Origin of the sequence: Caulifigura coniformis, assembly GCF_007745175.1 — a bacterium.
Classification (GTDB): Bacteria; Planctomycetota; Planctomycetia; order Planctomycetales; family Planctomycetaceae; genus Caulifigura; species Caulifigura coniformis.
The window spans coordinates 4,427,656-4,454,306 of sequence record NZ_CP036271.1; the positions used below are offsets into that span (position 1 = coordinate 4,427,656).

The 26,651-nt window shown below is 64.0% G+C and carries 21 protein-coding genes; 12 read left to right on the forward strand and 9 right to left on the reverse strand.

Annotated features, from left to right (window positions below; genetic code table 11):
* Nucleotides 1-65 precede the first annotated feature (65 nt).
* Together Pan44_RS17865 and Pan44_RS17870 are read left to right on the forward strand one after the other, a co-directional pair.
* A complete protein-coding gene (locus Pan44_RS17865) occupies nucleotides 66-1,286 on the forward strand; it encodes a redoxin family protein (protein WP_145031605.1) in 1,221 nt (406 codons plus the stop codon).
* Between the two features lie 135 nt (nucleotides 1,287-1,421).
* A complete protein-coding gene (locus Pan44_RS17870) occupies nucleotides 1,422-2,705 on the forward strand; it encodes an FG-GAP repeat domain-containing protein (protein WP_145031608.1) in 1,284 nt (427 codons plus the stop codon).
* 51 nt (nucleotides 2,706-2,756) lie between these two features.
* Here the strand turns inward: Pan44_RS17870 and Pan44_RS17875 are convergent, their stop codons facing one another.
* Both Pan44_RS17875 and Pan44_RS17880 read right to left on the reverse strand, forming a co-directional pair.
* Nucleotides 2,757-3,656: an HDOD domain-containing protein gene (locus Pan44_RS17875; protein WP_145031611.1), complete on the reverse strand. Its 900-nt coding sequence runs from the start codon at nucleotides 3,654-3,656 to the stop codon at nucleotides 2,757-2,759.
* 103 nt (nucleotides 3,657-3,759) lie between these two features.
* On the reverse strand, nucleotides 3,760-4,659 hold the full coding sequence (locus Pan44_RS17880; RefSeq protein WP_145031614.1) for an HDOD domain-containing protein: 900 nt from the start codon (nucleotides 4,657-4,659) through the stop codon (nucleotides 3,760-3,762).
* Nucleotides 4,660-5,143: 484 nt separating this feature from the next.
* Here Pan44_RS17880 and Pan44_RS27475 point away from each other — a divergent pair, with 484 nt between their 5' ends.
* From Pan44_RS27475 to Pan44_RS17895, 3 genes are all read left to right on the forward strand, one after another.
* Complete coding sequence (locus tag Pan44_RS27475) at nucleotides 5,144-6,400, forward strand: GNAT family N-acetyltransferase (protein WP_197453425.1); 1,257 nt, start codon at nucleotides 5,144-5,146, stop codon at nucleotides 6,398-6,400.
* Nucleotides 6,401-6,573: 173 nt separating this feature from the next.
* Nucleotides 6,574-8,577 (forward strand): GNAT family N-acetyltransferase, encoded by a 2,004-nt coding sequence (locus Pan44_RS17890; protein WP_145031620.1) that lies wholly within the window; start codon nucleotides 6,574-6,576, stop codon nucleotides 8,575-8,577.
* Nucleotides 8,578-8,687: 110 nt separating this feature from the next.
* Complete coding sequence (locus tag Pan44_RS17895; protein WP_197453426.1) at nucleotides 8,688-10,124, forward strand: sigma 54-interacting transcriptional regulator; 1,437 nt, start codon at nucleotides 8,688-8,690, stop codon at nucleotides 10,122-10,124.
* An 11-nt stretch (nucleotides 10,125-10,135) separates the two neighbouring features.
* Here Pan44_RS17895 and Pan44_RS17900 read toward each other — a convergent pair whose 3' ends face one another.
* Nucleotides 10,136-11,308: a right-handed parallel beta-helix repeat-containing protein gene (locus Pan44_RS17900; protein WP_145031627.1), complete on the reverse strand. Its 1,173-nt coding sequence runs from the start codon at nucleotides 11,306-11,308 to the stop codon at nucleotides 10,136-10,138.
* Between the two features lie 78 nt (nucleotides 11,309-11,386).
* The gene (locus tag Pan44_RS17905) at nucleotides 11,387-12,670 is read right to left on the reverse strand and encodes an MFS transporter (protein ID WP_145031630.1); all 1,284 of its coding nucleotides are present in this window, start codon (nucleotides 12,668-12,670) and stop codon (nucleotides 11,387-11,389) included.
* Nucleotides 12,671-12,965: 295 nt separating this feature from the next.
* Between Pan44_RS17905 and Pan44_RS17910 the strand changes: the two genes are divergently transcribed.
* Nucleotides 12,966-13,583 (forward strand): hypothetical protein, encoded by a 618-nt coding sequence (locus Pan44_RS17910; protein ID WP_197453427.1) that lies wholly within the window; start codon nucleotides 12,966-12,968, stop codon nucleotides 13,581-13,583.
* Between the two features lie 54 nt (nucleotides 13,584-13,637).
* Here the strand turns inward: Pan44_RS17910 and Pan44_RS17915 are convergent, their stop codons facing one another.
* Both Pan44_RS17915 and Pan44_RS17920 read right to left on the reverse strand, forming a co-directional pair.
* Nucleotides 13,638-14,702: a lactonase family protein gene (locus tag Pan44_RS17915; protein ID WP_145031636.1), complete on the reverse strand. Its 1,065-nt coding sequence runs from the start codon at nucleotides 14,700-14,702 to the stop codon at nucleotides 13,638-13,640.
* Nucleotides 14,703-14,752: 50 nt separating this feature from the next.
* Nucleotides 14,753-16,030, reverse strand: coding sequence for an adenylosuccinate synthase (locus tag Pan44_RS17920; protein ID WP_145035091.1), 1,278 nt, complete (start codon nucleotides 16,028-16,030; stop codon nucleotides 14,753-14,755).
* Nucleotides 16,031-16,464: 434 nt separating this feature from the next.
* Here Pan44_RS17920 and Pan44_RS17925 point away from each other — a divergent pair, with 434 nt between their 5' ends.
* Nucleotides 16,465-19,599, forward strand: coding sequence for a PVC-type heme-binding CxxCH protein (locus Pan44_RS17925; RefSeq protein WP_145031639.1), 3,135 nt, complete (start codon nucleotides 16,465-16,467; stop codon nucleotides 19,597-19,599).
* Between the two features lie 319 nt (nucleotides 19,600-19,918).
* On the forward strand, nucleotides 19,919-20,302 hold the full coding sequence (locus Pan44_RS27945) for an ArsR/SmtB family transcription factor (protein WP_145031642.1): 384 nt from the start codon (nucleotides 19,919-19,921) through the stop codon (nucleotides 20,300-20,302).
* Nucleotides 20,303-20,374: 72 nt separating this feature from the next.
* Here Pan44_RS27945 and Pan44_RS17935 read toward each other — a convergent pair whose 3' ends face one another.
* Nucleotides 20,375-20,650, reverse strand: coding sequence for a branched-chain amino acid aminotransferase (locus Pan44_RS17935; RefSeq protein ID WP_390620539.1), 276 nt, complete (start codon nucleotides 20,648-20,650; stop codon nucleotides 20,375-20,377).
* 348 nt (nucleotides 20,651-20,998) lie between these two features.
* Between Pan44_RS17935 and Pan44_RS17940 the strand changes: the two genes are divergently transcribed.
* The 3 genes from Pan44_RS17940 to ndk all read left to right on the forward strand — a co-directional run bounded on the left by Pan44_RS17940 (nucleotide 20,999) and on the right by ndk (nucleotide 22,784).
* Nucleotides 20,999-21,661, forward strand: coding sequence for an ABC transporter ATP-binding protein (locus Pan44_RS17940; RefSeq protein WP_145031646.1), 663 nt, complete (start codon nucleotides 20,999-21,001; stop codon nucleotides 21,659-21,661).
* Nucleotides 21,662-21,826: 165 nt separating this feature from the next.
* Nucleotides 21,827-22,081: a 50S ribosomal protein L27 gene (gene rpmA, locus Pan44_RS17945; RefSeq protein WP_145031649.1), complete on the forward strand. Its 255-nt coding sequence runs from the start codon at nucleotides 21,827-21,829 to the stop codon at nucleotides 22,079-22,081.
* A 238-nt stretch (nucleotides 22,082-22,319) separates the two neighbouring features.
* The gene (ndk, locus tag Pan44_RS17950; protein ID WP_145031652.1) at nucleotides 22,320-22,784 is read left to right on the forward strand and encodes a nucleoside-diphosphate kinase; all 465 of its coding nucleotides are present in this window, start codon (nucleotides 22,320-22,322) and stop codon (nucleotides 22,782-22,784) included.
* Nucleotides 22,785-22,892: 108 nt separating this feature from the next.
* On the opposite strand, the gene Pan44_RS17955 is transcribed toward ndk, so the two are convergent.
* Nucleotides 22,893-24,512, reverse strand: a complete 1,620-nt coding sequence (locus tag Pan44_RS17955) for a PQQ-binding-like beta-propeller repeat protein (protein WP_145031655.1) — start codon at nucleotides 24,510-24,512, stop codon at nucleotides 22,893-22,895.
* Between the two features lie 267 nt (nucleotides 24,513-24,779).
* Between Pan44_RS17955 and Pan44_RS17960 the strand changes: the two genes are divergently transcribed.
* Nucleotides 24,780-26,093 (forward strand): hypothetical protein, encoded by a 1,314-nt coding sequence (locus Pan44_RS17960; protein ID WP_231754092.1) that lies wholly within the window; start codon nucleotides 24,780-24,782, stop codon nucleotides 26,091-26,093.
* 3 nt (nucleotides 26,094-26,096) lie between these two features.
* On the opposite strand, the gene Pan44_RS17965 is transcribed toward Pan44_RS17960, so the two are convergent.
* The gene (locus Pan44_RS17965) at nucleotides 26,097-26,633 is read right to left on the reverse strand and encodes a hypothetical protein (RefSeq protein ID WP_145031658.1); all 537 of its coding nucleotides are present in this window, start codon (nucleotides 26,631-26,633) and stop codon (nucleotides 26,097-26,099) included.
* Between the last annotated feature and the right edge of the window lie 18 nt (nucleotides 26,634-26,651).

Sequence of the window (26,651 nt, forward strand, 5' to 3'; positions counted from 1 at the left end):
AGTTGATTGCTGATAGTTCCCTGCCGCGCCGCCGGGCCGTTGTCATTCAATGCCGGAGTCACGCGATGCTGTCGAAGCGATCGAGAACCGTGTTGGCGGGCCTGGCGCTCGCCTTGCTCTTCCCCTCCTCGTCCGCGCCCCAGGCCGCAGACGACACCCCGCCGCCGGCCGCGCCCAGCGCGGAGCCGAAGGCCGCGTCCCCCGAGTCGGTACCAGCGGCGAAAATCGTTCCCGCCGCCGGCCCGGAGACGTCGCGGACCGAGCCGGAGATCACCCTCGCGGTCGGCAAGCCAGCGCCCCCTTTTGCGGTCGCCTCATGGGTCAAGGGAGAACCGATCGACAGCCTTAAACCCGGGCAGGTCTACGTCGTCGAGTTCTGGGCCACCTGGTGCGGACCGTGCCTGCAGGGCATGCCGCATATCTCTCAGCTCCAGACCGATTACGGCGACAAGGTTCGCATCATCGGGATCAGCAAAGAGGAAGAGAACGTCGTCAAGGAGTTCCTGGCCAAAGATCGCGAGGAAGGAGTGACCTGGGACCAGACGGTCAAATACTCGCTGGCGATGGACGCGGAGAACGGCATGTTCACGTCCTGGTTCCGCGCGGCCGGGCGCTCGGGCATCCCGTGCGCCTTCCTCGTCGGCAAAGATGGCGTGATCGAATGGATCGGTCACCCTCAGCAGATCGACGAACCGCTCGCCAAAGTCACCGAAGGAACCTGGGATCGCAAGGCCGCCATTGCCGAGTATGAGGCGGAGATTCAGCGGATGAAGCTGGCCGCCGTGACGCGCCGGTTGCAGGTCGAGATTTCCGTCGCGATGCGGGCGAAAGAGTACGACAAGGCCCTGTCGCTGGTCGACGAGCTTGCGGAAGCGATGCCCGGCAGCCCGCTTCCCTCAACGGTCCGGCTGACCGTCCTCAGTCAAAGCGGACGAACGGAGGAGGCGACCGCGTTGATCGACGAACTGGTCAAACAGGACTGGGACAAGGGAGAGCTGCTGACCGGCCTTGCCAGTGGCATCGCGACGGCCCGTTTTCCGGGCACACTTGAAAACGCTGAGCGCCTCGCCCGACGCGCGGTGGAACTCTCCGAAGAGAAATCTCCTGGGCCGATCCACACCCTTGCCCGTGTGTTCGCCGAAAAAGGACAGCTCGACGACGCCATCGCCTGGGAGCGTAAAGCGCTCGCGCTGGCCGAGAACAACGTCACGATCCTGCGCACTCTCCGCGAGTACGAAAGTCTCAAGGACGCTGCGCAGAAGCCAACCGAAGCCGCGAAACCGTGACGCTGACGGCGATCCCTGAATGACAGAGAACGCCCGGCTGGGAAAATCAGGCGGACGACTCGGGCCGCTTGATTCCCGCCGTCGCTCGTGAGAGGCTGACGCGCTGCGTCCCGCCAACTCTCTGGAGCCACGGTGATGACTTGCTGGTCGAAGGCGACGTTGCTGGTGTTCCTGGCCGGCCTGAGCGGTGCGGCTTCAGCCCGTGCAGCGGATCGGTTGCTCCATTCCTTTGAGAAGATCCCGCTCACGGGAACGTACTTCTCTGAAGGCGCGAACGCGGGCGACATCGATGGCGATGGCAAACCCGACGCCGTCTACGGCCCCTTCTGGTATGCCGGTCCCGAGTTCACGAAGGCGACAGAGATCTACCCGCCGAAGCCCCAGAATACGGAGGCCTACGCCGACAACTTCTTCAACTGGGTCTACGACTTCAACCGCGACGGCGCCCCCGATGTGCTCACCGTCGGTTTTCCCGGCAAGCCGGCGTTCCTCTATGAGAATCCGAACGGCAGGCCCGGGCACTGGACCAGGCATCAGGTCCTCGATTCGGTCTCCAACGAGTCCCCCCAGTTCGTGAATCTCGTCGGCGACGAACAGCCCGAGCTGGTCTGTACGAACGCCGGGCGCTTCGGCTTCGCGACATTCGACAAGTCGCGGCCGTTCGAACAATGGGTCTTTCATCCCATCTCCGAGCAGAAGGCCCCCTTCCCCTTCGGCCATGGACTTGGCGTGGGGGACCTGAATGGCGACGGCCGGATGGACATCCTTATCGCCAACGGCTGGTTCGAGCAGCCGGACTCAGCCCCGCTGACGGGCGCCTGGACGTTCCATCCCCAGAAGTTCACGAACGCCTATGGCGGCTCCGAGATGCATGCGTTCGACGTCGATGGCGATGGGGACAACGACGTGATCACCAGCCTCGCGGCCCATGACTACGGCCTCGCGTGGTACGAGCAGGTCAACGTCGACGGGCGACGCGAATTCCAGATGCGGACGATCGTCGGCAAGACTCCCGAAGAGAATCCCTATGGCCTCGTCTTCACCGAGCCCCACTCGGTCGCGCTGGTCGATATGGATGGCGACGGCCTGAAGGACATCGTGACGGGCAAGACTTATTGGTCTCACCATAAGAAGAGCCCGATGTGGGATGCCGGCGCGGTCGTGTACTGGTTCCGGCTCGAACGCACAGCGGAAGGTGTCAGCTGGGTTCCCCAGCTCGCCGACGCCGATGCCGGAATCGGCCGACAGATCTCTGTTCATGATCTCAACGGAGACGGCCTGCCCGACATCGTCCTCGGCGGCATGAAAGGGGCCCACGTCCTTCTTCACCGCACCAGGCCGGCGACGGAAGAAGAATGGCAGGCCGCACAGCCCAGGCGCCGCCCCGCGGAGAGTGCTTCCCCAGCCGCCAAACCGTAATGCGCGTCTGGAGCGTTGACGAAACAGCATTCGCCGGCGCGCCTGGAATCTTCACTCCTTCATCAGGGAGTCAGCGATCGCGGGCCCGTCGATCAACAGCTTCGTCACGCTCGCGGCGAACACATCCGTTGCCCGCCGCGCGCCCGATTGCTCCAGCAGGAGCATCGCGCCGTCGGTCATCGAATTATAAGCCTCAGGAGCCTCTCCGCGCTGGATGTGGTTCGCCATGTGATCGGCCACCGCCACGAGCGCCGCCAGTTGGAGATGCTCGCCCGCCGACTCGGGCCGGTGATGAAGATGGATCGCGGCCACCAGCGAGTTGGGAAGTTCGTTGGTTGAGGCAAACCACGCGCCGAACTCCGCATGGGAAACACCGATCGCCTCGCTCTCACGGGCTTCCAGGTCATCTCCCTCGACGAAGTCGAGACGGTCGAGCCGCGTGAAGGTCGCGGGGTCGGCGACGGCCAGCAGCGTTCGGCCGAAATCGTGCATCAGCCCCGCCGTGAATTCTTCCCCCTGAAACCGCAGTCCCAGGAGCTGGTTGATCTTCATCGCGAACAGGGCGGTCAGGAACCCATGACGCCATAGAGTTTCGCGCTGCGTTTTCATTTCCGGCGACGCCTTCTTCGCGACGCTGTCGAGTCCTGCCGTCACGATGAAATCGCGGCAGCGCCTCAGCCCGAGCGACAGCATCGCATGATGCAGGCTGGCGATCGGTTTCGGCGGCGAGAACAGGGCGCTGTTCGCCATTCGCAGGATCAGAGTCGTGATCGTCAGGTCCCGTTGGATCACGCCCGCCAGCTTGCCCAGGTCGCAGTCCGGGTTATTCGCGATCTGCAGCGCCTGGACCGCGACCGCAGGAAGCATGTTCAACGTGCCGACAGCGCGTTTCAGGCGGTCCTTCAACTCGCCGGGAACTTCTGGACACTGACTCTCAGCGGCTGACGCCATCCCGCCTCACTCCTGCCCGTATCCGTTCGATCGCCATTCGCCGCCGACGCACTGACACACCCGATTGCTCCATGCCACAGCGGCTCGGCGAGCCGATCCCGTTTCAACCCTGCATCATCGATTGAGCGAGCGCCGGGATCTCCTGCAGCAGCTTCTCGCTCGCCGTGCCGAATGTGCGTGTGGCGTTGGGAACGCCGTGGCTCTCCAGGATGAGCGCGGCGCCGTTGGTCAGCGGGTTGTAGCCCTTGGCCTGACCTTCGCGCTGCAGGTAGTTCACGGCGTGGTCGGCTGTCGCCACAAGCGCTGCCAGTTTCAGGTTCTCGCCAGCCGCTTCCGGGCGATGATGAAACTGGATCGCTGCAATCAGGTTGGGCGGGAGTTCATTGTGCGCCGCGAACCACGCAGCGATCTCCGCGTGGGAGGCGCCGAGCATCGCGCGTTCACGATCCTCGATCGACGTCGTCTCATCGAAATCGAGAGGATCCACCGACGCCGCGTTCACCGGATCAATGACCGAGATCAGCGTCCTCCCGAAGTCGTGCATCAGGCCGGAGGTGAACTCTTCCCCCTGGAATTTCAGCTGGAACAGGTCGTTCAGCCTCACCGCGAGGATCGCTGTCAGGAAACCATGCAGCCATAAAGTCGACTGACGTTCCTGAACCTCATGCGGCACCTTGGAGGCGACGCTTTCCAGGCAGGACGTGATGATGAAATCACGAGCCTTGCGGCGACCGATGAACAGCACCGCCTGGTGGAGGCTGGCGATTGGCCTGGGCGGCGCGAACAGGGTGCTGTTCGCAAGCCGCAGGATGAACGTCGTGAGCCGCAGATCCTTCTGGATGATCACCGCGAGTTTCACGAGGTCGCAGTCTGCCGAGTTGGCGACCTCCAGGGCCTCCTGCGCCACGGCGGGGAGCATCTTCAGGCTTCCCAGGCCGCGCCCGAGTCGATCGATCAGGAAATCAGGGATGGACGGCCCCGGAATCGCACCACTTTCCGACATGATTCAAAACTCTCACGAGCGATCGCGGCCCCACCTGCGTCAGATCGCCCGCTCAAATCGGACGTGTGGGACTGGCGTCGCAAAGACTTTTTTCGGCGGATTGTGCCGTCATAGCGACAGAAAAAGGATTCCGTCCCGCAGCTTTCGTTCGTTCCATCCTCCCCGGCCGTTGCGGCCGTTCAGTCCTGCGGTGCGGACTGGCGGATGCGGCCCCCTCGCCGGGGATCTCTCCCGCTTCCCCAAACTGTCTGATCCCAACAGTCGGACCGGCTGTAATTCCTCGAAGCTCGCGACGAATGGTCCGCCGTCGATGAGGCGATCTTCAGGGAATGCGGCCGTTCCTCAATTGAAACTGAACTCCACTTCATCCGCAAACACCGTTCTGCGGGTCGCGCCGTCTGCTGTCACATTTTTCCGGTTGCTCCGACGGCAATGTCGCGCCGGAAGAACGATCCGGCGTCGCGACGCGCTAAGTTTGGACGGTATGAACGAGCCCGGGCCCATTTTGTGTGGCGATTCGATCGCGTCCATCCGCGACGAACTGGCGCAAGGCTGCGCCGCAGGAACTTCCACCTCCGTCGCGGTCCGTCCCCTCTCGCTTCTTCGAGAGTCCGATTTCCGTGACTGGCGCGACCTCGCCCGACGGGCGGTCGAGCCCAATCCGTTTCAGGAGCCTCAATTCATCACGGCTCTGCAGGAAGCTGGTGTCGTTTCGTCCCTCAATGTGCTTTCGGTCGTCGATGACAGCTCCGGACAATGGCTGGCCGCAGGAGTTTTCGAGGTCTGCCTGCCCAGCCTGACCCGACCGCTTCCGCATCTCCGCTCACTGAGTTCGCGATACTCGTTTCTCGATTCCCCGCTCGTCCATCGCGACCATCTCCCCCGGGCGCTGGAAAGCGCCCTGAGATATCTCCAGCGTCAGCGATGGTGGCATGGCGCCCGATTCCGCGTCGTGAAGTCCGAAGGTCCCCAGGCGGCCGAATGGAGCCGCCAGACGAAGAACGCGGGCCTGGCCATCGATCGTGACCGCACCTGGCGCCGTGCCGTGACACATCTGGCGGGCGCCGACGCTGATGCCCTACTCAGTCGTTGTTCGCGCTCGCGACGAAAGTCATTGCTGCGGGCACGGCGCTCCCTCGAAGCTTCCGGGCCCGTCTCCCATCGGCTGGTGGTCCCCGGGCCGCACGATTCTCGGGCCCGCGAAGAGTTTCTTCGTCTGGAAGCGCTTGGATGGAAGGGAGGAACCGGGACCGCCATCGCCAGCAGTCAGTCCGATTCGCAGTTCTTTCGCAACATGACGGAGCAGTTTGCCGCCGACCGCCGTGTGATCTTCGGCGAATTGCTCGTCGGAGATCGTGTCATTGCCTCGACGTGCAACCTGGTTGCCGGAACGACCGTCTTCGCGTTCAAACTCGGATGGGACCCGGAGTTCGCCAGGGGAAATCCCGGACACTGGGCCGAGATCGAACTTGCCGCGGCACTGGCGCGCGAACGACCGGACCTCGAGCGGATCGATAGCTGCTCGCAACCCGGTTCCTATGTCGAGGCCGTCTCCACCAGCAGCCAGGCGATGGAGTCCTCGGTCTGCGTCTGGTCACGTCGGGCGACAGCCCTGTGCGAACTTCGCCGTCAGTTCCGGGTGATCCGGTCGGGCTGGTGGGCAGCCGCCCGCAGCGAAGCACCAGCCGACTCCCCCGATGCAAACGCCCCCATCGCAGCGACGCGGCCCTCCCAACCATGATTCCGCTTGCACCGTTGGCGATTGCGGTCCGGGGATCTGTCGATGGCGCGAGGAGGAGGTTCCGCGCATTCCCGAATTGTCACCGTGACTCCGATGCCACTTTCCAGCGTCACGCCCCCTGAACATGAAATAGAGTTCATAAACGACGACGCATCGGGGAGGAGCGGGTGGGGATGGATGATTCAAAAACCGTGAGTCTCGCGGTGAAAACCCGCAGCGATCCCACGCCTGTCGTTGAAGCAGGCCGTGCCGCCCCGGTTCTGCCCACCCTCCCCTCTGCGCATGTCTTCCTATCTCTTGAATCCGTCGAGCGTTACGCAGAATCGTGGCGAGAACTGTGCGACCTGCACGCCGGCCCGATGGAGCAGCTGGAATGGGTCGACGCCTGCCTCCATGGCGGACCACGGCCCCAAATCGTCGCGATCAGCGAAACGTCCTACCTGAGGGCATTCGCACCCCTCGCTCGCGTATCCCGGCGGGGAATCCTTTCGCTCGAGATGATCGGTGTCGGTGACCATTTTGAGCCGATGGATTTCGTTGCGAGCGATGGGGCCGCATTGCAGACACTCTGCGCCGCCGTCCGGTCGCAGAACGTGGCGATCCGCCTGGGTCGTCTGCCGCAGGGCTCCCCGACCATCCCCGCGCTCAGGCAGGCATTCGGTCGCCGCGCCGTCATCCGCGTCAGCGCCCAGGCCGCTGCCCCCTGGATTGCGATGGACGATTCCTGGCAGTCGCCCGAGACGCACCTCAACAGCGGACGCCGTTCCGACCTCCGCCGAGCCCGAAAACGGGCCGATGAAGTCGGAACGGTGACGATTCAGATCGTCTGCCCCGATCTCCCCCAGCTTCCGGCCCTGCTCGATGAAGCGTTCGCGGTCGAGGAACGCAGCTGGAAAGGGGACGAGGAGACTTCGCTCGTCCGCGACGCCGATCGTGGGGCATTTTTCCGCCGCTATACGAACGCCGCCTGTCGCCAGGGGACGCTCAGGATCTGCTTTCTCCGCATCAACGGCCAGGCCGTCGCCATGCAGATCGCCGTCCAGCAGTCCCGCCGCTTCTGGCTGCTCAAGGTGGGATATGATGCGAGCTTTTCCCGTTGTTCCCCGGGGATGCTCCTGACCCGCGAAACCATTGCCTACGCCGCCTCGCGCAAGCTCCTGACGTACGAGTTCCTGGGGACCTGCGAGGCCTGGACAAGCGTCTGGACCGACCGTCGGCGCGAATGTGTCGAACTGACCGCCTACCCGTTCACGCCACTGGGCCTCGCGGCGCTCGTCGCTGATGGGGGGGCTTCTCTGCTCGCCAGGTCGAGGAAGGCCGCCCGCCGCCTCCCCCGTACGTTGAAGTCGTGTTTCCGGGGGATGGTCAAATCTGTCGTGGCGAGGGCCGCACGCCGCTATATCGCCGGCGATTCCCTGGCAGCCGCACTCGACGTCAGGACCCGGCTCGACCAGATCGGCCAGCCGACGACTCTCGGATTCTGGGACGCCGACGGCGACTCTCCGCGGGTCGTCGCCGACCGCTATCTCGAAGCGCTGGAGTCGATGCAGGGTGCACCGGCCCACGCTTATCTTTCGATCAAGCTCCCCTCCCTCGGCAATTCCGCCGATCTCCTGAACGAAATCGCGACCAGGGCCGCCGCTGTCGGTGCGCGGCTTCACTTTGATGCTCTCACACCCGAGTCGGTTGAAACGACTCAGGCCGCCATCGACGAAGTGCGCAAGCGGCATCCCTCCCTCGCCATCGGCCATACGCTCCCCGGCCGCTGGCGACGCAGCGTCGCCGATGCCGACTGGGCCGCGGCCCGCGGACTCTCGGTCCGGGTCGTGAAGGGGCAGTTTCCCGCCGCCGGGACCGACGACTGCCCGCCGAAGCTGGGCTTCCTTGAGGTCGTGAAACAGCTTGCGGGCAAGCCCATCCATGTCGACATTGCCACGCACGACGAACCGCTGGCCAAAGAAGCCGCCGCCATTCTCAAGTCCGCCGGGACGTCGTTCGATCGCGAACGCCTGTACGGAATGGGAAACCCGCCACTGGAGGACGGCGGCTCCCGGCCACGGATCTACATTCCCTACGGCGCGGCCTATCTTCCGTACGCCGTCGCCCGACTCCGGAAGAATCCCGCCCTCGGCGGACGCCTGCTGCTGGACTGGATCCGCTCGCTTCTGCGGCTGTAACTCCGCGGTTCGGCGAGACGCCGGGAACTGTCGTGCCTAGAATCGCCCGCGTCGCTCCCGGGCCAGTTTGCGCCCTCGACGCACTGCATTCTTCGCCGATGATTTCCTGCATGACCAGTCACGCTGAACGTCCCCGCACGCTTCGAGAGCTTCGTGAATCCGGCTACAAGAGCCGCACTGTCAAAGATGAAATGCGGCGGAACCTGATTCATCGGCTCCGGGAGAAGCAGCCCCTGTTCCCGGGCATCGTCGGCTACGACGAGACGGTTCTTCCCCAGATCATCAACGCCGTTCTCTCGCAGCACGACATGCTCTTCCTGGGCCTGCGCGGCCAGGGGAAAACTCGCATGCTGCGAATGCTCACCAGCTTTCTTGATGACGCCTTGCCTGTCATCGCCGGCTCCGAGATCAACGACGATCCCTTCACCCCGGTGTCGCACCACGCCCGTTCCATCGTCGCCGCCAAGGGAGACGAGACGCCGATTCACTGGATCGGACGCGATGAGCGCTACCACGAAAAGCTCGCCACGCCCGACGTCACCATCGCGGACCTCATTGGCGAGGTCGACCTCATCAAGCATGCCGAAGGTCGCCAGCTGTCCAGCGAAGACGTCATGCACTTCGGACTGATTCCCCGCAGCCACCGCGGAATCTTCGCCATCAACGAACTCCCCGATCTCGCCCCCAAGATCCAGGTCGGACTGTTCAACGTGCTCGAGGAACGCGATGTGCAGATTCGTGGCTTCACCGTCCGCCTGCCGCTCGATGTCTGCATGGTGTTCAGCGCGAACCCGGAGGACTACACGAACCGCGGCCGGATCGTCACGCCGCTGAAAGACCGCATCGGTTCGGTCATCCGCACCCACTACCCGCTGACGCGCGATCTCGGCATGCAGATCACCCGTGAGAACGCCTGGATCGACCGCGACGGTGGAGTGAAAGTCGTGGTTCCAGCGTTTCTGGAACAGGTCATCGAAGAGACCAGTCGCCTTGCGCGGACCAGCCCGCACGTGAACCAGGCGTCGGGCGTCAGCGTCCGCATGTCGGTCGCCAACTTCGAGAACCTCGTCTCGAATGCCGAACGCCGTGCGATCCGCGACGGCGAATCCGTCACCGTCGCTCGTGTCAGCGACCTTGCGCTCGTCGTGCCGAGTTCCCGCGGCAAGATCGAACTCTCGATGAGCGAAGAATCGGGCGATGAAGACCGACTGATCGAACGGCTCGTCGAAGAAGCCGTCAAGAACGTCTTCGACCAGTCGACGAGCGTGAAGAACTTCACCAACGTGGTGGAGTTCTTCGAGACTGGCAAACGCGTCACCCTCAACCAGGGCGCTCCGGCGCAGGAAGTCGTTCAGCTGGCGGACGCCGTTCGAGGCCTGCCCAAGCAGATCGAGACGCTCGCCGAACAGCTCGCCCCCGACCTCGCACGCGGCGAAACAGCTCTCGGCCTGCGCGCCGCGATCGTCGAATTCATCCTCGACGGCCTGTACGCCAACAATCGCCTGAATCGAAAACGGACCGGCGGCAACGCGACATACGCCGCGTAGACGACCACGCTTCACTTCGCAGGCCGCACCCCCGGGTCACCCGCCCCGGTCCGCGTCCGGCCCAGGTCCCCGGCCTCGGGATCACGCAGACCGGGATCCTGGTCGTAGGTTCCCCCCTGCTCCGTCAACGGGGACAGCCTCAGCGCCCGCTGCCCCTGTCCGGGCCGATCGGAGCAATACCACGCGTTCCCCATCAGTACGAAGGACTCCGATGCGGTCATCCCGCCGATGTTGAACGCCATCGACAGCTCATCCGATCGGAACACAATCACGTTCTTTTCGATGCGCCCGTTCCGACTCGGCACGAACCGGGGATCGTTGTTCTCCTGCAGGATGCGAAACGCCCACCGCCTCGGCCGGTAGATGGTGTTGTGGCGGACGGTTGCTCCATCCACTCCCACGAACGCCACGGCCGCTTGCACTCCTGCGAACTCGCAATCCTCGATGGTGATGTCCTTCGCTTCATAGGCCGCATCGCTCGGCCGGAAGTACGGCAAGCCGGTGCTTCCGCCGGCGTTCACTCCGCGTCCCCCCGCGTTCTCGAACCGGCACCGCCGGATGCTGATGTTCCGGCTGCCTCCCTTCGCCTGGATGCCGTTGGCGCCATCGCTTCGCGCATCCCGGACCCGGCAATCGGCCAGTTCCCCGTCATGGCATCCCACCATGTCGACGCCCGAGCCGCCGCTTCCCCACTGGCTGATGTCGCATTGCTCCAGGCGAAAGCGATTGAGGCCCGAAAGCTTGATGCCGTCCCGGTTGCCTTCCGGGCCCACATCCCGCACGACGACGTGGCTCAAGACGATGTCATGCGCTGACCCCACAGCGTTCCCGTCGTCGAGATTCAGCCCATTGCCTTTGGATCCCTGGATGACGAGATCCCGCAGTTCCAGGTGCCGGGCCGAGGAAAAGTGAATCCCCGAGTTGCCGCCATCGAAGACCGGCGGGTTCTTCGCGTCGGCTCCGCGAACGAGAATCGGCTGTTCCGCAGTCCCTGAGAGACCGGCTTGCGAGATCCCGCCCTCGTATCGTCCGGGCGCGATGACGATCGTCGTGCCCGCGCGGGCCCCTCGAAGCGCCTGGACGAGTTCCGTTCGCGATTGGACGGACACTTCCACTGCACCGGCCAGACGCGGGAGGAACAGGCCGCAGGCCACAAAAACGCAAAGCGATTCGGCGCGAAACATGGGCTCACCCGAGGCAGGAGTGGATGGCCGATCCTATCCCCCGCCCCATCCCCAAGCGAGAGACACACGGCCCCTCGCCTACAGCCCGCCCTCGGTCGCCAGGATCGCTTCACCCAGGATCTCCGGTGATTCGGCCGCCGGGGCAATGGAGGCCGTCCTCAACCGCCCCGCCAGCACCAGCGTCGACAGCGACATGACCGCGGCAATCGCGCCGACGATCGGGTAGTGCTGGATCGGCTGATCCTTCGGCTGGGTGAGAATCATCGCGGCCGCGCTCGTCCCCAGCCCGGCCGCCATATGCTGGACGGCCGCGTTGGCGCTCATGAAGCCTCCCCGCTTCCGCGGTTCGACGCTCGAGGTAATCAGCGCCATCGCCGGCACCATGCGTCCCACGTTGCTGACCATCAACAGCCCGGTCAGCAAGACAGCCACCAGCACTGGAACCGGCGGCAGCACGGTGAGGGCGAGGAACAGCACGGCATTGACCGGCACGACGTATCGAAACACTCGCAGCTTTCCGTAGCGATCCGCCAGCCGTCCGATGATCGGCGAGCCGAACAGGCTCATGGCCCCGCCCGCGATGTACACAAACGGGAGCTGGTTCTCGCGCAGGCCCACGTTGAACACCAGGTAAGGGCTCATGTAGGGAAACACGGCGAATGCACCGAACATGAGCGCGGTGGTCAGGATGAACGCCCTGAGGTGGTTCGGATGCGTGAACATCGACCGGAACCGGACCCACGGCGATTCTTCCGACGGATGCTTCAGGTGTTCGTCGAGTCGCGGGAGCGCGCGACCGGCCAGCAGGAAAATCGGCAGGCACAACGCCGCGAGCGCGAGGAACGGCGCCTGCCACCCGAAGTTCAGTCCGAGCATCAGCCCCAGCGGCACGCCCGCGACTGAGGCGATCGCGAACGCTGACATCAACAGCCCCGTCGCCGTTCCCCGGCGATTCTCGGGGAAGACGTCCCCAATGATCGCCATCGCGATTCCTCCCAGGATCCCGCCGAATGCGCCGGTCAGGAAGCGGGCGATCAGGAGCGTGACGTACGAGTTGGCCAGGCCACAGGCGAACGTTCCTGCAATGAACCCTGCAAAGATCCCCATGAAGGCCGTCCGGCGCGAAAACCGGTCCAGCACCATCGTCGCAACCAGTCCCGCCAGCCCGGCCGCGTATGTATAGGCGGCGACAATCATTCCAAACCGGGCGGGGCCGAGCCCCAGCGTCTTCTCCAGTTGCGGGCCAAGCGGCATGACGACCATGAAGTCGACGACGCTGGTGAAGTGGACGGCGGCCAGACAAAACAGGATTGTCCGCTCGCGCCGCGCCACCGCCGCCGGGGAAAGTTCGCCTTCAGACATACTCGAACAGCACCTTCACTCCGCCAAACGGGGGCAGCCGCTGCGGACAGAAACGAGATCGAGCGGCCGAATCCTCCCGGCCGCTCATGTCGAAAGAATAGGCGCGCCGCCCGCGAGCGGCGACGCCAGAGAGCCGATTGACCTCCCCCAGGTTCGCCCGTATCCCGGGTTCCTGGGCGAATCCCCCCAAGATTCGGACCGCTCCGGCGAATCGCACTTGGTCAGTTTGTCGCTCCCCCTTTAATCTGGATGCCAGCCGGTCAACCGACCGCGCCGGTCTCTCAGGATGACTCAGATGCTCCGAATCTCGACGTTTGTGGCGTTGTTCGCCTGCCTCGTCTTCGTCACCAGCGCCGTCATGGCCCAGGAATCGCCGCCGGCTGCTCCTGCTGCCGCAGGAGAATCCACCGACAAGACGGCCGAAACTGTGAAGGACGAGACGGGCAAGATCGTCAGCGAAACGAAGGAAAGCGTCGACAAGATCGCCAAACAGGTCGATCAGGACCCCCGCGCCAAGGAAGCCAGCGCCGGATTGCTGACCTTCATTTATAAGGTCGCGGAGCGACTCTCGTTTCCCGCCTTCCACTGGGCCGCGTTCGCGCTCATGGTGGCCGGTGTGGTCAGCTATGCCTTTCAGCTGGTTCTGGGCAAGCTGGCCCTCCTCTTTCGTGGCAGCCTGAACCTGGCCGAGATTCTTTCCGACGCCAAGGCGTTCGTGATCAGCGTGGTGGGGCTGGTCCTCACCACCCAGGCCGCCGCCGAGAACTCCACGTTTACGCAGAGCCCATTCGCCGTCTTGTCGTCTGCCGCCGTCGGCGCGATCGTCGGATTGATCTTCTATCGCTGGGGACAGAGGCAGGAAGTCGAAGCCGCCGTCGGCCGCTCGCGACCAGTTGTCGTCACCAAGTCGTAGCCGCGACGTGGCGCCGGCAGGAGTCTGAAGGAACGACGTGCCGTGGCCCGAGGGTCACGGCACGTTCACGCTCAGCACCCACCAGGGACGCTGTCCCGCGTCATATTCCGCGAATCGCCGCAGTTCGCCCGTGGCGTCGTCAATCCGGTACGCCGAGATCCGGCCCGAATTCTCCCCCGCGACGTACAGGAACTTTCCACTCGGGTCGATGTCGAACGACCGCGGATTCGACTCGGTCGCGAACCGCCCCACAGGCGTGAGTCGGCCGTTCGAGGGATCGATCGCAAATCCCGCGATGCTGTCATGCCCGCGGTTCGCGACATACAGGTGCTTTCCGCCGGGTCGCATGCGGATCTCCGACGTCGCGTTCGGACCGGTGTATCCATCCGGCAGCGTGGCGATCAGCTCCACGAAGATCAGTTGCCCGGTCTTGGGATCGAACCGGTAGTGGGAAACACTCCCCCCCTGCTCGTTGCTCACGTAACAGCGTTCCATAAACGTGTGGAACACCAGGTGACGCGGCCCGGTTTGATCCGGGGTCAGGAAGTAGGGGGGCGTGTTCGGCGTCAGGACCCCGGTTCCGGCATTGAATCGGAACTGATAGATCCGGTTCGACGACGTATGCGGCACGAAGACGAACGCGTTCGCCCTGTGGGGAACGACCGCATGCGCGTTTGACGCCGTCGCATACCATGTCCCCAGAATCGGCAGCCGGCGGTCTCGATCGAGCTTGTGGACCGAAACCTCTCCGCTCGGGTAGTAGGCCGCCATCAACCACTGCCCGCTCACGTCGAGCGACAGGTGCGCCGGATCGATCTTGGCTGCAGTCCGCGAAACCTCCGTCAGTTTTCCGGATTTCGGATCGATCTCGAAGTTGAGCAGTCGCCCCTCCAGTCGGTACGCGACGAAGAGCTGCTTCCGGGCCGGGTCGTTGGTCAGCGCCCCCGGCGTTCCGTCGAGTGACGTCTGGGCCGTTCTCGTCAGGGCGCCGGTCGTCGCGTCGATCGCATAAGAGTCGATGCGATTCTCGCCGCTGACGGAGACGAACAGCATCGGCGCCGCGTGGGATCCGCCGCACAGAAGCAGAAGAAACAGAACGGTGACGCCGCCGATCCTCATGGTTCTGCTCCCGGGGCGCCCTCGCCCTCCCGATAACCGCGCGACGGGCCTTACAGGAACGCCGTCTGGTCGCGATCCGGACCGACCGACACGATCTCCACGCGGCGGCCCACCAGTTCGGCGATCGTGTCGATGTAGCTGCGCGCTTCTTTCGGCAGGTCAGTGATCTTCTTCACACCGGTGATATCGGTCTTCCAGCCTTTCAGCGTCCGGTAGACCGGCTTGGCCTTGGCCAGGTTGACGAGCTGTCCCGGGAAATCGGTCGTGCGTTCGCCATCAATCTCGTACGCCTCGCAGATCTTCAGTTCGTCGAGCTTGCTCAAGACGTCCAGCAGCATCACGGCAATGCAGTCGACGCCGCTGATCCGGGCACCGTAGGAAGTCGCGACCGCGTCGAACCAGCCGCAGCGCCGTGGCCGGCCCGTCACGGTCCCGTACTCACGGCCTTCTTCCCGGATGTGGTTGCCCGTTTCGTCGAGCAGTTCCGTGGGGCACGGCCCGCCGCCGACGCGCGTGGTATAGGCTTTCACCACGCCGATCATGCGCTGGATCGCCCGTTCCGGCACGCCGCTTCCGGGGTGGATTCCGCACCCCGAGCTGTTGGACGACGTCACGAACGGGAACGTTCCGTGGTCGATGTCGAGCAGGCTTCCCTGGGCTGCTTCGAACAGCATCGACTTACCGCCCGCGAGGGCCTTGTGCAGGAAGGCTGTCGTGTCCGTCACGCGCGCCCGCAACTTGTCGGCATAGACGGAGTACTCGTCGAAGAGCGCCTTCGCCTCGAAATTGCAGTTGGTCGATCCGAGGGCCTTCAGGATCGTGTTCTTGTACGGCACGATTTCTTCGAGCCGCTTCTTCAGGATCTCGGGGGTCACGAAGTCCCCGACCCGGATCGCATGCGTCCGCCCCGCCTTGTCGCGGTAGCACGTTCCGATGCCGCGACCCGTCGTGCCGATCGCATCCGTTCCGCGGCCGCTCTCAAAGCATGCCTCTTCCGCGATGTGGTAGGGGAAAATGACGTGTGCCCGGTCGCTGATCAGCAGTTGATCGATCGCGACGCCCTTGGCTTCGACGGAGGCCATCTCCTCGAGCAGCGCTTTCGGATTCATCACCACGCCGTTGGCGATGACTGACGTGACGCCCGGGCGCAGCACGCCCGCCGGCAGCAGCGACAGCTTGTACGTCTGTCCCTTGAACATGACGGTGTGGCCAGCGTTATTGCCGCCCAGGTAGCGCACGACGATCTCGTGCTGATCCGTCAGCAGGTCGACGATCTTTCCCTTGGCTTCGTCGCCCCACTGGAGCCCGACCACCGCTGTCACCGCCATCCGCGCACCTTCAAACCGCATTGTCACTGGAACCAGCAGGACCGCCGCGCGGCGGTCCACCGACAACCCGTCATTTCGACGGGAAATTCATTTCGTCGAGCAAAGCCAGGCCAGAGGGACGTCAGATCCGCGCCAGCGGAGTCGTCGGGCCGGAGGCTTTGCCATCCGATTGTGCAGAAGGCGTCCCCGGACTGCAACCAGCAGAGCCAGCACTTCCCCCCGCGCATCCATCTCCCCGCAACAGCGTCGCCTGCTCTCGACAACCTGCCAGCGGGGAGAAGGTGGCCGACAGGCCGAATGGGGGCCAGCAGGCGCCTCCCCTGCGTCACATCAGCACAACCACCCCGCCCCGTCTGTTTCGTTTTCTCCCGGCCGCCGATCTCTTTACGATGACGTTTTCGTGTTTTCGCCTCGCATACGATCGGGTTCCACTTATGGCCCTGCGCGGTCTCTCGCTCGCCCTTGCTGCGGTCCTCTGCTCGTCGACCGTCCTCGATGCCCAGGTCCTCGTGGTCCCCCGACGGCACGATCGGCCGCCCGGACCGCCGCTCTCCCCCCGGGAAGCTGTCGCGAAGATGACCGTCCCCGACGGATTCACCGTCGACATCGTCGCCGCCGAGCCCGACCTCGTGAACCCCGTCGCGATGGCCATCGACGAGAAGGGCCGCTTCTGGGTCACCGAAAGCTTTGAATACCCCCGCCGCGAACCGGGTCCAGGACGCGATCGCATCAAGGTTCTCGAAGACACCGACGGCGACGGCAAGGTCGATAAGGTCACCATCTTCGCCGAGGGGCTCAACATCCCCTCCGGCATCGCCGTCGGCCATGGCGGCGTCTGGGTCGCCAATGCGCCCGACCTCCTGTTTCTCCAAGACACCGACGGCGACCTCAAAGCCGACAAAACTGAAGTCCTCATGACCGGCTTCGGCCGGACCGATACCCACGAACTCCCGAACTCGTTTACCTGGGGACCGGACGGCTGGCTGTACGGACTCAACGGCGTCTTCAACTACTGCGACGTCACCTACGGCAAGGACAACCCCAACGCCAGGCCCGATCATCCCGGCTGGAAGTTCACCTGTGCCCTCTTCCGCATCCATCCGCGGACCCGCGAGTTCCAGATCTTCTGCGAAGGGACCAGCAATCCCTGGGGGCTCGCCATCAATGACAAGGGGGACTTCTTCGTCTCTGCCTGCGTGATCGACCACCTGTGGCACCTCACCGAACGCGGCTATTACATCCGTCAGGGAGGCCCCTACCCGGCCCATACCTGGCCGATCCGGTCCATCGTCGACTTCACGCATCAGAAAGCCGCCTACTGCGGCATCACCTGGTTCGACAGCGACGCCTATCCAGCCGAGTACCGCAACACGCTCTACATGGGCAACATCCACGGCAACTGCATCAACGCCGATGTCGTTGAGCCGAAGGGGGCGACCTACGTCGGCAAGCCGCATCCAGGTTTCACTGCCAAGGCCGATGCGTGGAAGAACGACCAGTACGGCGTCATCCGCAAGACGGGGGACGAGAAGGACCCGAAGCTGGCGGACCTGCTCCAGGCCAACGACCAGTGGTTCATGCCGGTCGTCCAGAAGACTGGCCCCGACGGCTGCCTGTACATCCTCGACTGGTACGACCAGTACCACTGCTACCAGGACGCCAACGCCGACCCGGAGGGGATCGACCGCGGGAAGGGCCGGCTCTACCGGCTGCGGTACAAGGACAACCCCTACACGAAGCCGTTTGACCTGGCAAAGAAGACGGATGATGAGCTCATCGAGCTGCTTCGCGATTCGAACGTGTTCTATCGTGAAACCGCCCAAAGACTGCTGGCGGAGCGAAACACGCCTGAAATCCGGCAAAAGCTGATCGCTCGTGTCAAAGCTGGATTGGCGAACCCTCGCGATCCGTATCGCGAACTGTTTGCGCTTTCCGATGCCGTCCTGGGATTCAGTGCCCAGATGGATTGGCAAGAGGCAAAGCAGGATCCAGTCGTTCACGCCTGGAAGTTTCGGATTCTTGGAGACGCGCTCGCTGCTGCGAGCCCCGCTGATCAGGAACACACTTTCGGGATTCTTCGCGAGGCCTTGTGGCTCCCCGATCCGCGAGTGCGAATCCAGGTACTCATCGCTGCGGCAAAGTGCTCGGCAATGGAAAAGGATGTGTTAGAACTGCTGATCGCGGCTCTTTCTCAACCCAACCTCGACCCGCTCGTTGAACAGGTCGGCTGGGAGCTGCTGAAAGGCCACGTGACCCGCGATCCTGATGCCGCCGCCCGCCACCTTCAGGCCGCCGCCCGGACAAAACAGGTTCCCTCCGCCGCAATTCTCGATCGCGTCTGCGATGTGATCCTGTCGGATCCGGACATCCCCTGCGCCACGATCGCCACTCTGCTGGCATCGCTCCCCGATCTCGGCCCCGCCGGTGAGGCCGCCGCGGTGCGCGCCATCCGGCAGCTCGCGAACGGCGTGCAGTCTCGCGCGGTTCGCAGCGAACGTCTCATCCTGCTCCGCGGCTACCTCGAACCGGTTGTCGAGCAGGCGATCGACTCCGCGTCAGAAGGAGATCGCAAGGCCGCTCTCGTCCTGCTCGGCGCGTCGTGGGGTGATGAGGCGTCCCGCAGCATCCTCAAGAAACATGCCGCCCTCGCGAAGCCTTCGAAGGATCATGCCACCGTGGCCATCGAATCCCTCAAGGCGCTGATCGCCGGCGGAGACACCGATTTTCTCGCGATCGCTGAACGCCTGCTCGCCGCGGGCGGGATCCCGAAAGACCAGGTCTTGTTTGCGCTCAGCCGTGCCGAGAATCCGAAAGTCGCTGAGATCGTCCTCGCCCGGTACGGCAGTCTGGGGGCCGGCATGCAGCCCAAGGCCATTGATCTCTTATGCGAACGCCCTCAATGGGGGCTCCCGCTGCTGAAAGCGATCCAGGCGTCGGCCATTCCCAGGACGGCTCTCAACCTGAACCAGCTCCGGCGCGTCGCCGGGTTCAAGAATGAAGAGACCCAGGCGCTCTTCCGCGAGCTCTATGGCGCCATCCGCGAAACGCGCAACCCCGATCGGGACCGCGTCATCGGCAACATGAGGAATGTCCTCGACACGATCCCCGGCGACCCGCATTCCGGCCAGGCCGTGTTCAAAAAGGTCTGTGCCCAGTGCCACAAGATCTACGGCGAAGGGGCTGACGTCGGACCCGATATCACCCTCAATGGCCGCAACAACTGGGAGCAGCTTCTTTCGAACGTCCTCGATCCTTCCCTCGTGATCGGCAAGGGCTATCAGGCCCGGCTTCTCGCGACGTCCGACGGCCGGGTCCTGACCGGGCTTCCGGTCGAAGAGACCGACCAGCAGGTCGTCCTCAAGGTGCAGGGGGGGAAGCTCGAAACGATTCCCCGCTCCGAAATCGAAGAGTTCAAGGTCAGCGAACTCTCCATGATGCCCGAAGCCCTCGAGAAGCAGCTCACCCCGCAGGAGCTGGCCGATCTCTTCGCATTTCTGGCTCTGGACAAGCCGCCAACGGATGCCACGGCCCGCCAGCTCGGCGGCTCGCCGAAACAAAAGGGGCGATAACTCTGCAATCGCAGGGCGTTTCCGCAGGTTGACCGGCGGTCGGGCACTGGTAGACTACTGGTCGCACACGCGCTGATGTTTCCGCGGTTCTCGCGGCGACAGGCGCATCAGAACCCAGTCTGCGTGCGACTTACCCTCCTGCTCACAACTCGATTTCGCGGTCGGCTCCAGGTCGGCGTCTCTTCGTGCGTTTCCGCAATGCGGCAACGCGCCTCGTGCGCAGTCAAGGCTTCGCTGCGATCTGGCCCGGCGACGGAGTTCTGTCGTGCACAGCACGGTTGTGAGAGTGCGGGCTCCTGGGCTTCAAGAAGGAACGGCGATGTCCACGGAATTGCTCGAGCCACCCGCCCGCGAGACCGGCTTCATGGTCCCCAGGATCTCCGACGAGCTGGAACGCAGCCTCATCCAGATCTTCAAGCTCCTCGCGGATGAAACGCGGCTCAGAATCCTTCTCTCGCTCGCCCGCGAAAGGGAGTTGCATGTCTCCGCTCTCTGCGAGCGTCTCGGTCAAAGCCAGCCCGCTGTCAGCCACCACCTCGCGCTCCTGAGGTCCGCCGGCCTGCTCGAATCGCGTCGCGATGGAAAGCACAATTTCTACGCCGTCCAGGATGGCCCCTTCCGTGAAATCGTCGGCCAGCTTCTCGAAGGGTTGAATGTCGACGGCGACGACCTCGCCGGCTGGCTCCCGTCGAACGAATCCTGATCCGTCGACCGAAACGAAAAAACTCCCGCCGATAAGCCGGCGGGAGTTTCGATTGGCCCGCACTCACCTGGCTCAGTGGATGTCGTTCTGGCCGTCGCAGAAATCGCAGCGGTCTTCGAAGCACGTCCCGCTCTTCGAAGCCTTGTGGCCGCTTGTGCAGGAGACTTCGTAGCTCTGACGCATCGCCGCGAACGCACTGCCGACGTCTTCAAGTTCGTTGTTGATGTTCAGCGACACTTCCGAAAGCCCCACCACCAGGCCCAGGACGGCAATCGTCGAGATCAGCACCAGTTCCGCCGAAACAATGAATCCGGCGTCGTCGTTGAGCAGCTTCTTGAAGGTCATCATGGCAGTCAGCTTTCCGCGTCGTGGTGTGAAGTCTTGTTGGGTGATGACCTGACCCAAAGCGAAGCCGATGCCAAAGATTCTGAACGTTCTCCCACCGTCGGCTTCGCAAGGCTCGCAAGGTCATTTGCAAGTGCTGTTCTGCAGACGACTTGCGTCCTGTTCAGAAAACTTGACACGGGCGAGGCCTGCCGCGGAGCCCCTCGCCCGTCGCGTTGCGTGCCGGCAACGTCGCCGGTTCAATGGGGCGATTCAGACTGCCTCCCGGAAGCGGAAACCCTTGGAATTCCAGCAGTTTTCAGCACGTGTTGATGAACGGCAACGCGTTGCGGACCGTCAACAGGCCAGGCCATGATCGACGTCGAGAACGTGAACAAGTCGTATCTCCGCGGGAAAACGGCGGTCAGCGTCCTCCGCGGCGTGACGTGTCATGTCCCGACCGGCGCCTTCTCGTTCATCGTCGGCCCTTCCGGCAGCGGCAAAAGCACGCTGCTCTATCTCATGGGCGCCCTCGACACGCCCGATTCCGGGTCGATCCGGCTGCGTGGCGAAGATCTGGCGCCTCTCGAGCCCGCGAAGAAAGATGAGCTCCGCCGCCGATCGATCGGGTTCATCTTCCAGAGCTTCAACCTCCTTCCCAATCTGGATGCGGTCGACAACGTCCTCGTCCCGTTCCTTCCCACCGGCGAAGCTGCGTCCCGGCGCTCCGAAGCCGCCGACCTCCTTCGCCAGGTCGGACTCGGAAATCGGCTCGATCACCGCCCAAGTGAGCTTTCCGGAGGTGAGCAGCAGCGGGTCGCCATCGCGCGGGCCCTTTTGAAGCGTCCCGCCCTGATCCTGGCGGACGAGCCCACCGGCGAACTCGACAGCGCGACCGGCCAGGAAATCTTCGAAATCCTGCGGCGAATGCAGCGGGAAATGCAGACGACCATCGTGACCGTCACCCACGATCACCGATACATTCAGGACAGCGACCTGGTGCTCCGCATCCAGGATGGCCGGATCGTGGCGTGAAAACGGCCAAACGCCTTTCGCCGCCCGGAATTAGGCCGAAATCGCTTGCAACAGCGGCCCCAGATCCCTACTCTCCCTGTTTCCCATTTCGGGCGGAGTCCGGGTTGGCGGGGTCGCCCCGCGATCTGTTCAGGCTGGAACTGAAGTTCAGAGGTTGAGCGAGTCATGGCACATAAGAAGGGACAGGGTTCGACGCGGAACGGCCGTGACTCGAACGCACAGCGCCGCGGTGTCAAGAAGTACGGCGGCGAAGCGGTTCGCGCCGGCAACATCCTGATCCGTCAGTGCGGGACGAAGTGGCATGCCGGCCGGCATGTCGGCACCGGCAAGGACTACACCCTCTTTTCGCTCGTCGACGGCAAGGTGTTCTTCGACCAGGACGGCCGTCGCATCAATGTCGAGCCCGCCCAGGCCGGCTGATTAAAGCAAGTAGGCAACCAGACTTTCGCGACCCGAGCGGCATCCCCGCCCGGGTCGAGTCATTTGGGCAATTCCGATCGAGCCCGGCGAGAGACCGTCCGTCTGACGCTCGATCGCATCTCCGTCCCACTTCCCCGTTGCCTCACGATTCGGCGTTCGTTCCAATGACGCCTCGCTGAAGCTGCAACTCGGTCCCGGGCGCCCCTGGCCCCACTCATTGCTCGCACACTGAAGTTTTATGGAACGCACGCTGATTCTCCTGAAGCCGGACGCCGTCGAACGCCGTCTCTGCGGCCGGATCATGGCCCGTATCGAAGACCGCGGCTTCAAGTTCGCCGGCGTGAAGATGCTCAAGGTCACGCCCGAGCTCTCGCGCCAGCACTACGCCGAACACGTCAGCAAGCCCTTCTATCCGCTCCTCGAATCCTTCATCACCTCAGGACCGATCATCGCGCTTTGCGTCGAGGGCCCGGAGGCCGTCCGCGTCATGCGCGACATGATGGGCAAGACCAACTGCCGCGACTCCGCACCTGGAACCATCCGCGGCGATTTCGGCCTCAGCCGCCAGATGAACCTGATTCACGGTTCCGACAGCATTGAAAGCGCCGCTCGCGAAATCGCGATCTACTTCAAGCCGGAAGAACTCATTGCGACGACCTCGGCCCTCGAGCCCTGGCTCTATGCGTCCGACGAAGTGAAGTAACGAATCGGAACGGACCCAATTCAGAAAGCCCGCAGGTTGTGGCCCGCGGGCTTTTTTCACGGAACCTGACGGCGTGGCGGTCTCGTCGCAGGGCCGCTCACCCCTCGCTCACTTCCCCTCGCCGGCCATCTCTGGCAGTTCTTTCTCCTTCCGAACGGCCCACAGGTTCTTCTGCGACGACACGTAGAGCACGCCGTTCGCCGCCGAAGGCACGGCCCAGACCGGCGTCACGAGCTTGACGTCCGCGATGTGCTGCAGGCTCGGACCGGCGGCGAGCACCGCCAGAAACTTCCGGGTGCCGACGTAGACCTTTCCATCCGCCACGAACGTCGAAGACCAGATCTCTTCTTTCGTGTCGTGCGTCCACAGGTGCTCGCCCGTCTTGATGTCGAGGCAATGCACCTGTCCGGCCCATTCGGCGCAGTACAGCAGGCCGTCGGCCACGGAAGGAGTCGACAGGCTGCGGCCGATTTCCGTTGTCTGCCAGGCGAGAGTCCCGTCCGCGTTCAGGCAGGTAATCGCCCCCCTCCCGTGCCCATGGAGCGGATCCTGGCCGATCGTCACGTAGATCCGGTTCTCCGACACAACGGGCGATCCGATGATCTCGCTCGGGCTGTACAGGTCGCCATTGGCGTCCAGGTCTTTCGGCCCGCCCCGGACCAGCGCCCAGTAGTCGATCTTCTTTCCGCCGCGTTCACGGTATCCCGGCGGGTTGCAGTCGTATTTCCACGCCAGCTTCAGCGTCTGGACTCCGCTCACGCCATCGACGATCGGCTCGAACGCATAGCACACGCCGTCGCCGCCGCCGTAGATGATGATGTCCCTTCCGTTCAGTGACGCCAAGGTCGGCGATGACCACTGTCCGTGGAACACCCCGGCGCTGATGCTGCCATCGTCACGGGCCCGGAGCGTTCCGGTGCTCTTGTCGAGTGCGATGAGGCTCGCCGCTGTCGGCAGCACCATCTTGCCGTCGTACACCCCGTTCGCCGTCCCCACATACAGCTCGTCCTCGTGAACCAGGACCGAACAGTTTGCGGCGTCATGCGGAAACACCGGAAGCTCCCGCAACATGTCGTACCGCCAGACGATGTCCGCATCCTTTTCGGTCATCGGCACCGGAGCCGACTCGTTCGGCACGGAGAACTTCGCTTCATCGACGAATGGCCCGTCGTTCCCGTCCGCCTGACCGTCCAGGTCCAGGCACAGGACCTCGCACCGGTTGGTCACGACGTAAACGCGGCCGTCTTCAATCGTCGGCGTCGCGCAGATCCCCAGGTCCATCGCATCAAAGTCCTCGCTCACCTTCGACCGGTCGATCTCCAGCTTCGGCGAGATCAGCTGCCATTCCAGGGCACCTGTCTCTTCATCGAAGCACTTCAGCACTCCCCCTCCGGTCGGCTCGAAACGGGGATCGTTCAGTTCCTCGTCGTTCGTTCCAATCACGACGTGGCCGTCCGCCACCGAAGCGGCTGAGTAGTTCTCGGCCCCCAGCCGCGCGATCCATTTCACGTTCCGGGTCGTCTCCGGATCGAATCCAAGCTCGTTGCGCCGACGCTTGCCCGGGTCGAATCGGTCGGGCAGTCCCTTCTCGGCCGAGGACATGTTCCGGCGGCTCGAACCGCCCCATTGGGGCCAGTCCGCGCCGGCGAGGAGCGCCGGGAAAGCGCAGACGAAGAATGCTATGGTGGTGTTCCAGCGCGAGACGCTGGAGGCGAAGCGGGGTTTCATACGTCTGGGCGAGCGGCGACGCAGGAGGATGGCCGCGCAGCGGCCGGGGAGATCGGAATGATTCGTTCAGAAAACGCCACATCAGCATGTCGCAGACACCGGCGTTCGTACAGCGTCAATTCTCCGGCCCGCGCCCTTTCCACCGCCACACCCCCGCCGGGGAGGCCGTCCGGGCTGACTTTGCGGCCTGTCCGCCGCTCCCGTCGGGTCTCACTCCTCGCCTTTTTCAGTCTGATCACCCTCTTTCTGCGTCCGTTGCCGCCGTCGGTGCATGCCGCAGAAACGTCTCCCGGCCCGCTCCGCCTCGGTCGGTTTGAAGTCGACGCCACTCCTCCGCTCCAGAGCCCCGTCGCCTACGCGCCCGCCCGCAGTATCACCGATCCGCTGAGCGCCCGCGGCGTCGTCCTCATCGGCGCGGGGCAGCCGATTGTCCTCTGTGCGGTCGACTGGATCGGCATCGGTGGGAGCGGCCAGGCCGCCTGGAAGGCCCGTCTCGCCACGGCCGCAGGCACCACTCCCGACCGCGTCTCAGTGCACACCCTGCACCAGCATGACGCCCCCCGCTGCGACTTCCGTGCGGAAGAGCTTCTCGCAGGCCATGGTCTCGGCCAGACTCGTTTCGATTCATCGTTCGCAACTGGCGTGATCGAGAACGTCGCCCGCGCCGTCAAACAGGCGACGGCCGACGCCCGTCCGGTCACGCATCTCGGGCTGGGGACGTCCGTCGTCGATCGGGTCGCCTCCAACCGCCGGATCCTGGGGCCCGACGGCAAAGTGAAGCTCGTCCGGATGAGCAGCACGAAAAATCCCGAGGCGATCGCGGCCCCTGAGGGAACCATCGACCCGGTGCTGAAGCTTGTCAGCTTCTGGAACGGGGAACAGCCGCTGGCCGTCGTCACGTATTTTGCCTGCCATCCTCAGAGCTACTACGGCAAGGGCGATGTCACCTCTGAATGGGTCGGCCTCGCCAGAAACCAGCGACAACAGACGCTCCCCGGAGTGCTCCACGTGCACTTCAACGGCGCCGGCGGAAACGTGGCGGCCGGGAAGTACAACGATGGCACTCCAGAACGTCGACCGGAACTCGCCGGCCGCCTCGCTGACGCAATGCGTCGCGCGTGGGATGGCACGACCAGGTCTCCCCTCCAGGCGTCCGACATCGAATGGCGAACCCGCTCCGTAGCACTTCCGCTCGGTGCCCACATCAAGGCCGCGCCGCTCGAAGCGGCACTCGCCGACTCGATGAAAACTCCGGCCGAACGCCTCAACGCGGCGACCAAGCTCGCCTGGCTCGAGAGGACCTCCTCCGGAGAGCCTGTCCAACTGGCCTGTCTGCGACTCAAGGAGGCCTGGATCCTCCACATGCCCGGGGAGCTCTTCGTCGAATACCAGCTCGCAGCGCAGGCGATGCGTCCGAAGTCCTTCGTCGCCATGGCCGCCTATGGCGACTACAGCCCCGGCTACATCGGAACCGCGATCGCCTACACCCAGGGGGGCTACGAGACCGAGCCACGGTCCAGCAATGTCGCCCCCGAAGTGGAACAGGTCCTCATGGACGGCATGCGCGAGTTGCTGAAGTAGATCTCACGCGCTCCGTTCTTCGCGGGCCATCTCCGGTTGGCGTTTTCCGCGTCCCAGGATCCGCTGCCGCGTCGAGGTATATAACCTCTGGGCCTCTTCAAAATAGGCCACACGTCCCAACCCATACAGCACGAAGACGACCGACATCCCGATCAGGATCAATCCGGGGGCGATTTGTCCGCGCGGGGCGAACAGACCGTGCAGGAACAGCAGGATCCCCAGGCAGAACGCCACGCACCCCATGGCCACGATCCAGTGTGGCTCGGTCGTCTCTCCGGAGCTTCCCAAAATCTCCCGGCGATTCTTCTCCCACGATTTGTCGAGACGTTCGAGATCCAGTTCGGCACGGAGTGCCTGGATTTCCGATTCAATGCTCTCCGTCCGGGCGGCGATCCTGGCCAGCACTTCGGTGAAGACGGCTCCCCCTTCGTGGTGAATCGCCAGTTGGGCGTGGCAATGCGAGCACGTGGCGAACCGGGCCGACTCCGCCACCCGAAGCGGCGCACCGCACGCGTTGCAGTTGAGTGGAACTAGCTTCATGGGCGGCCCTCCGGTCAC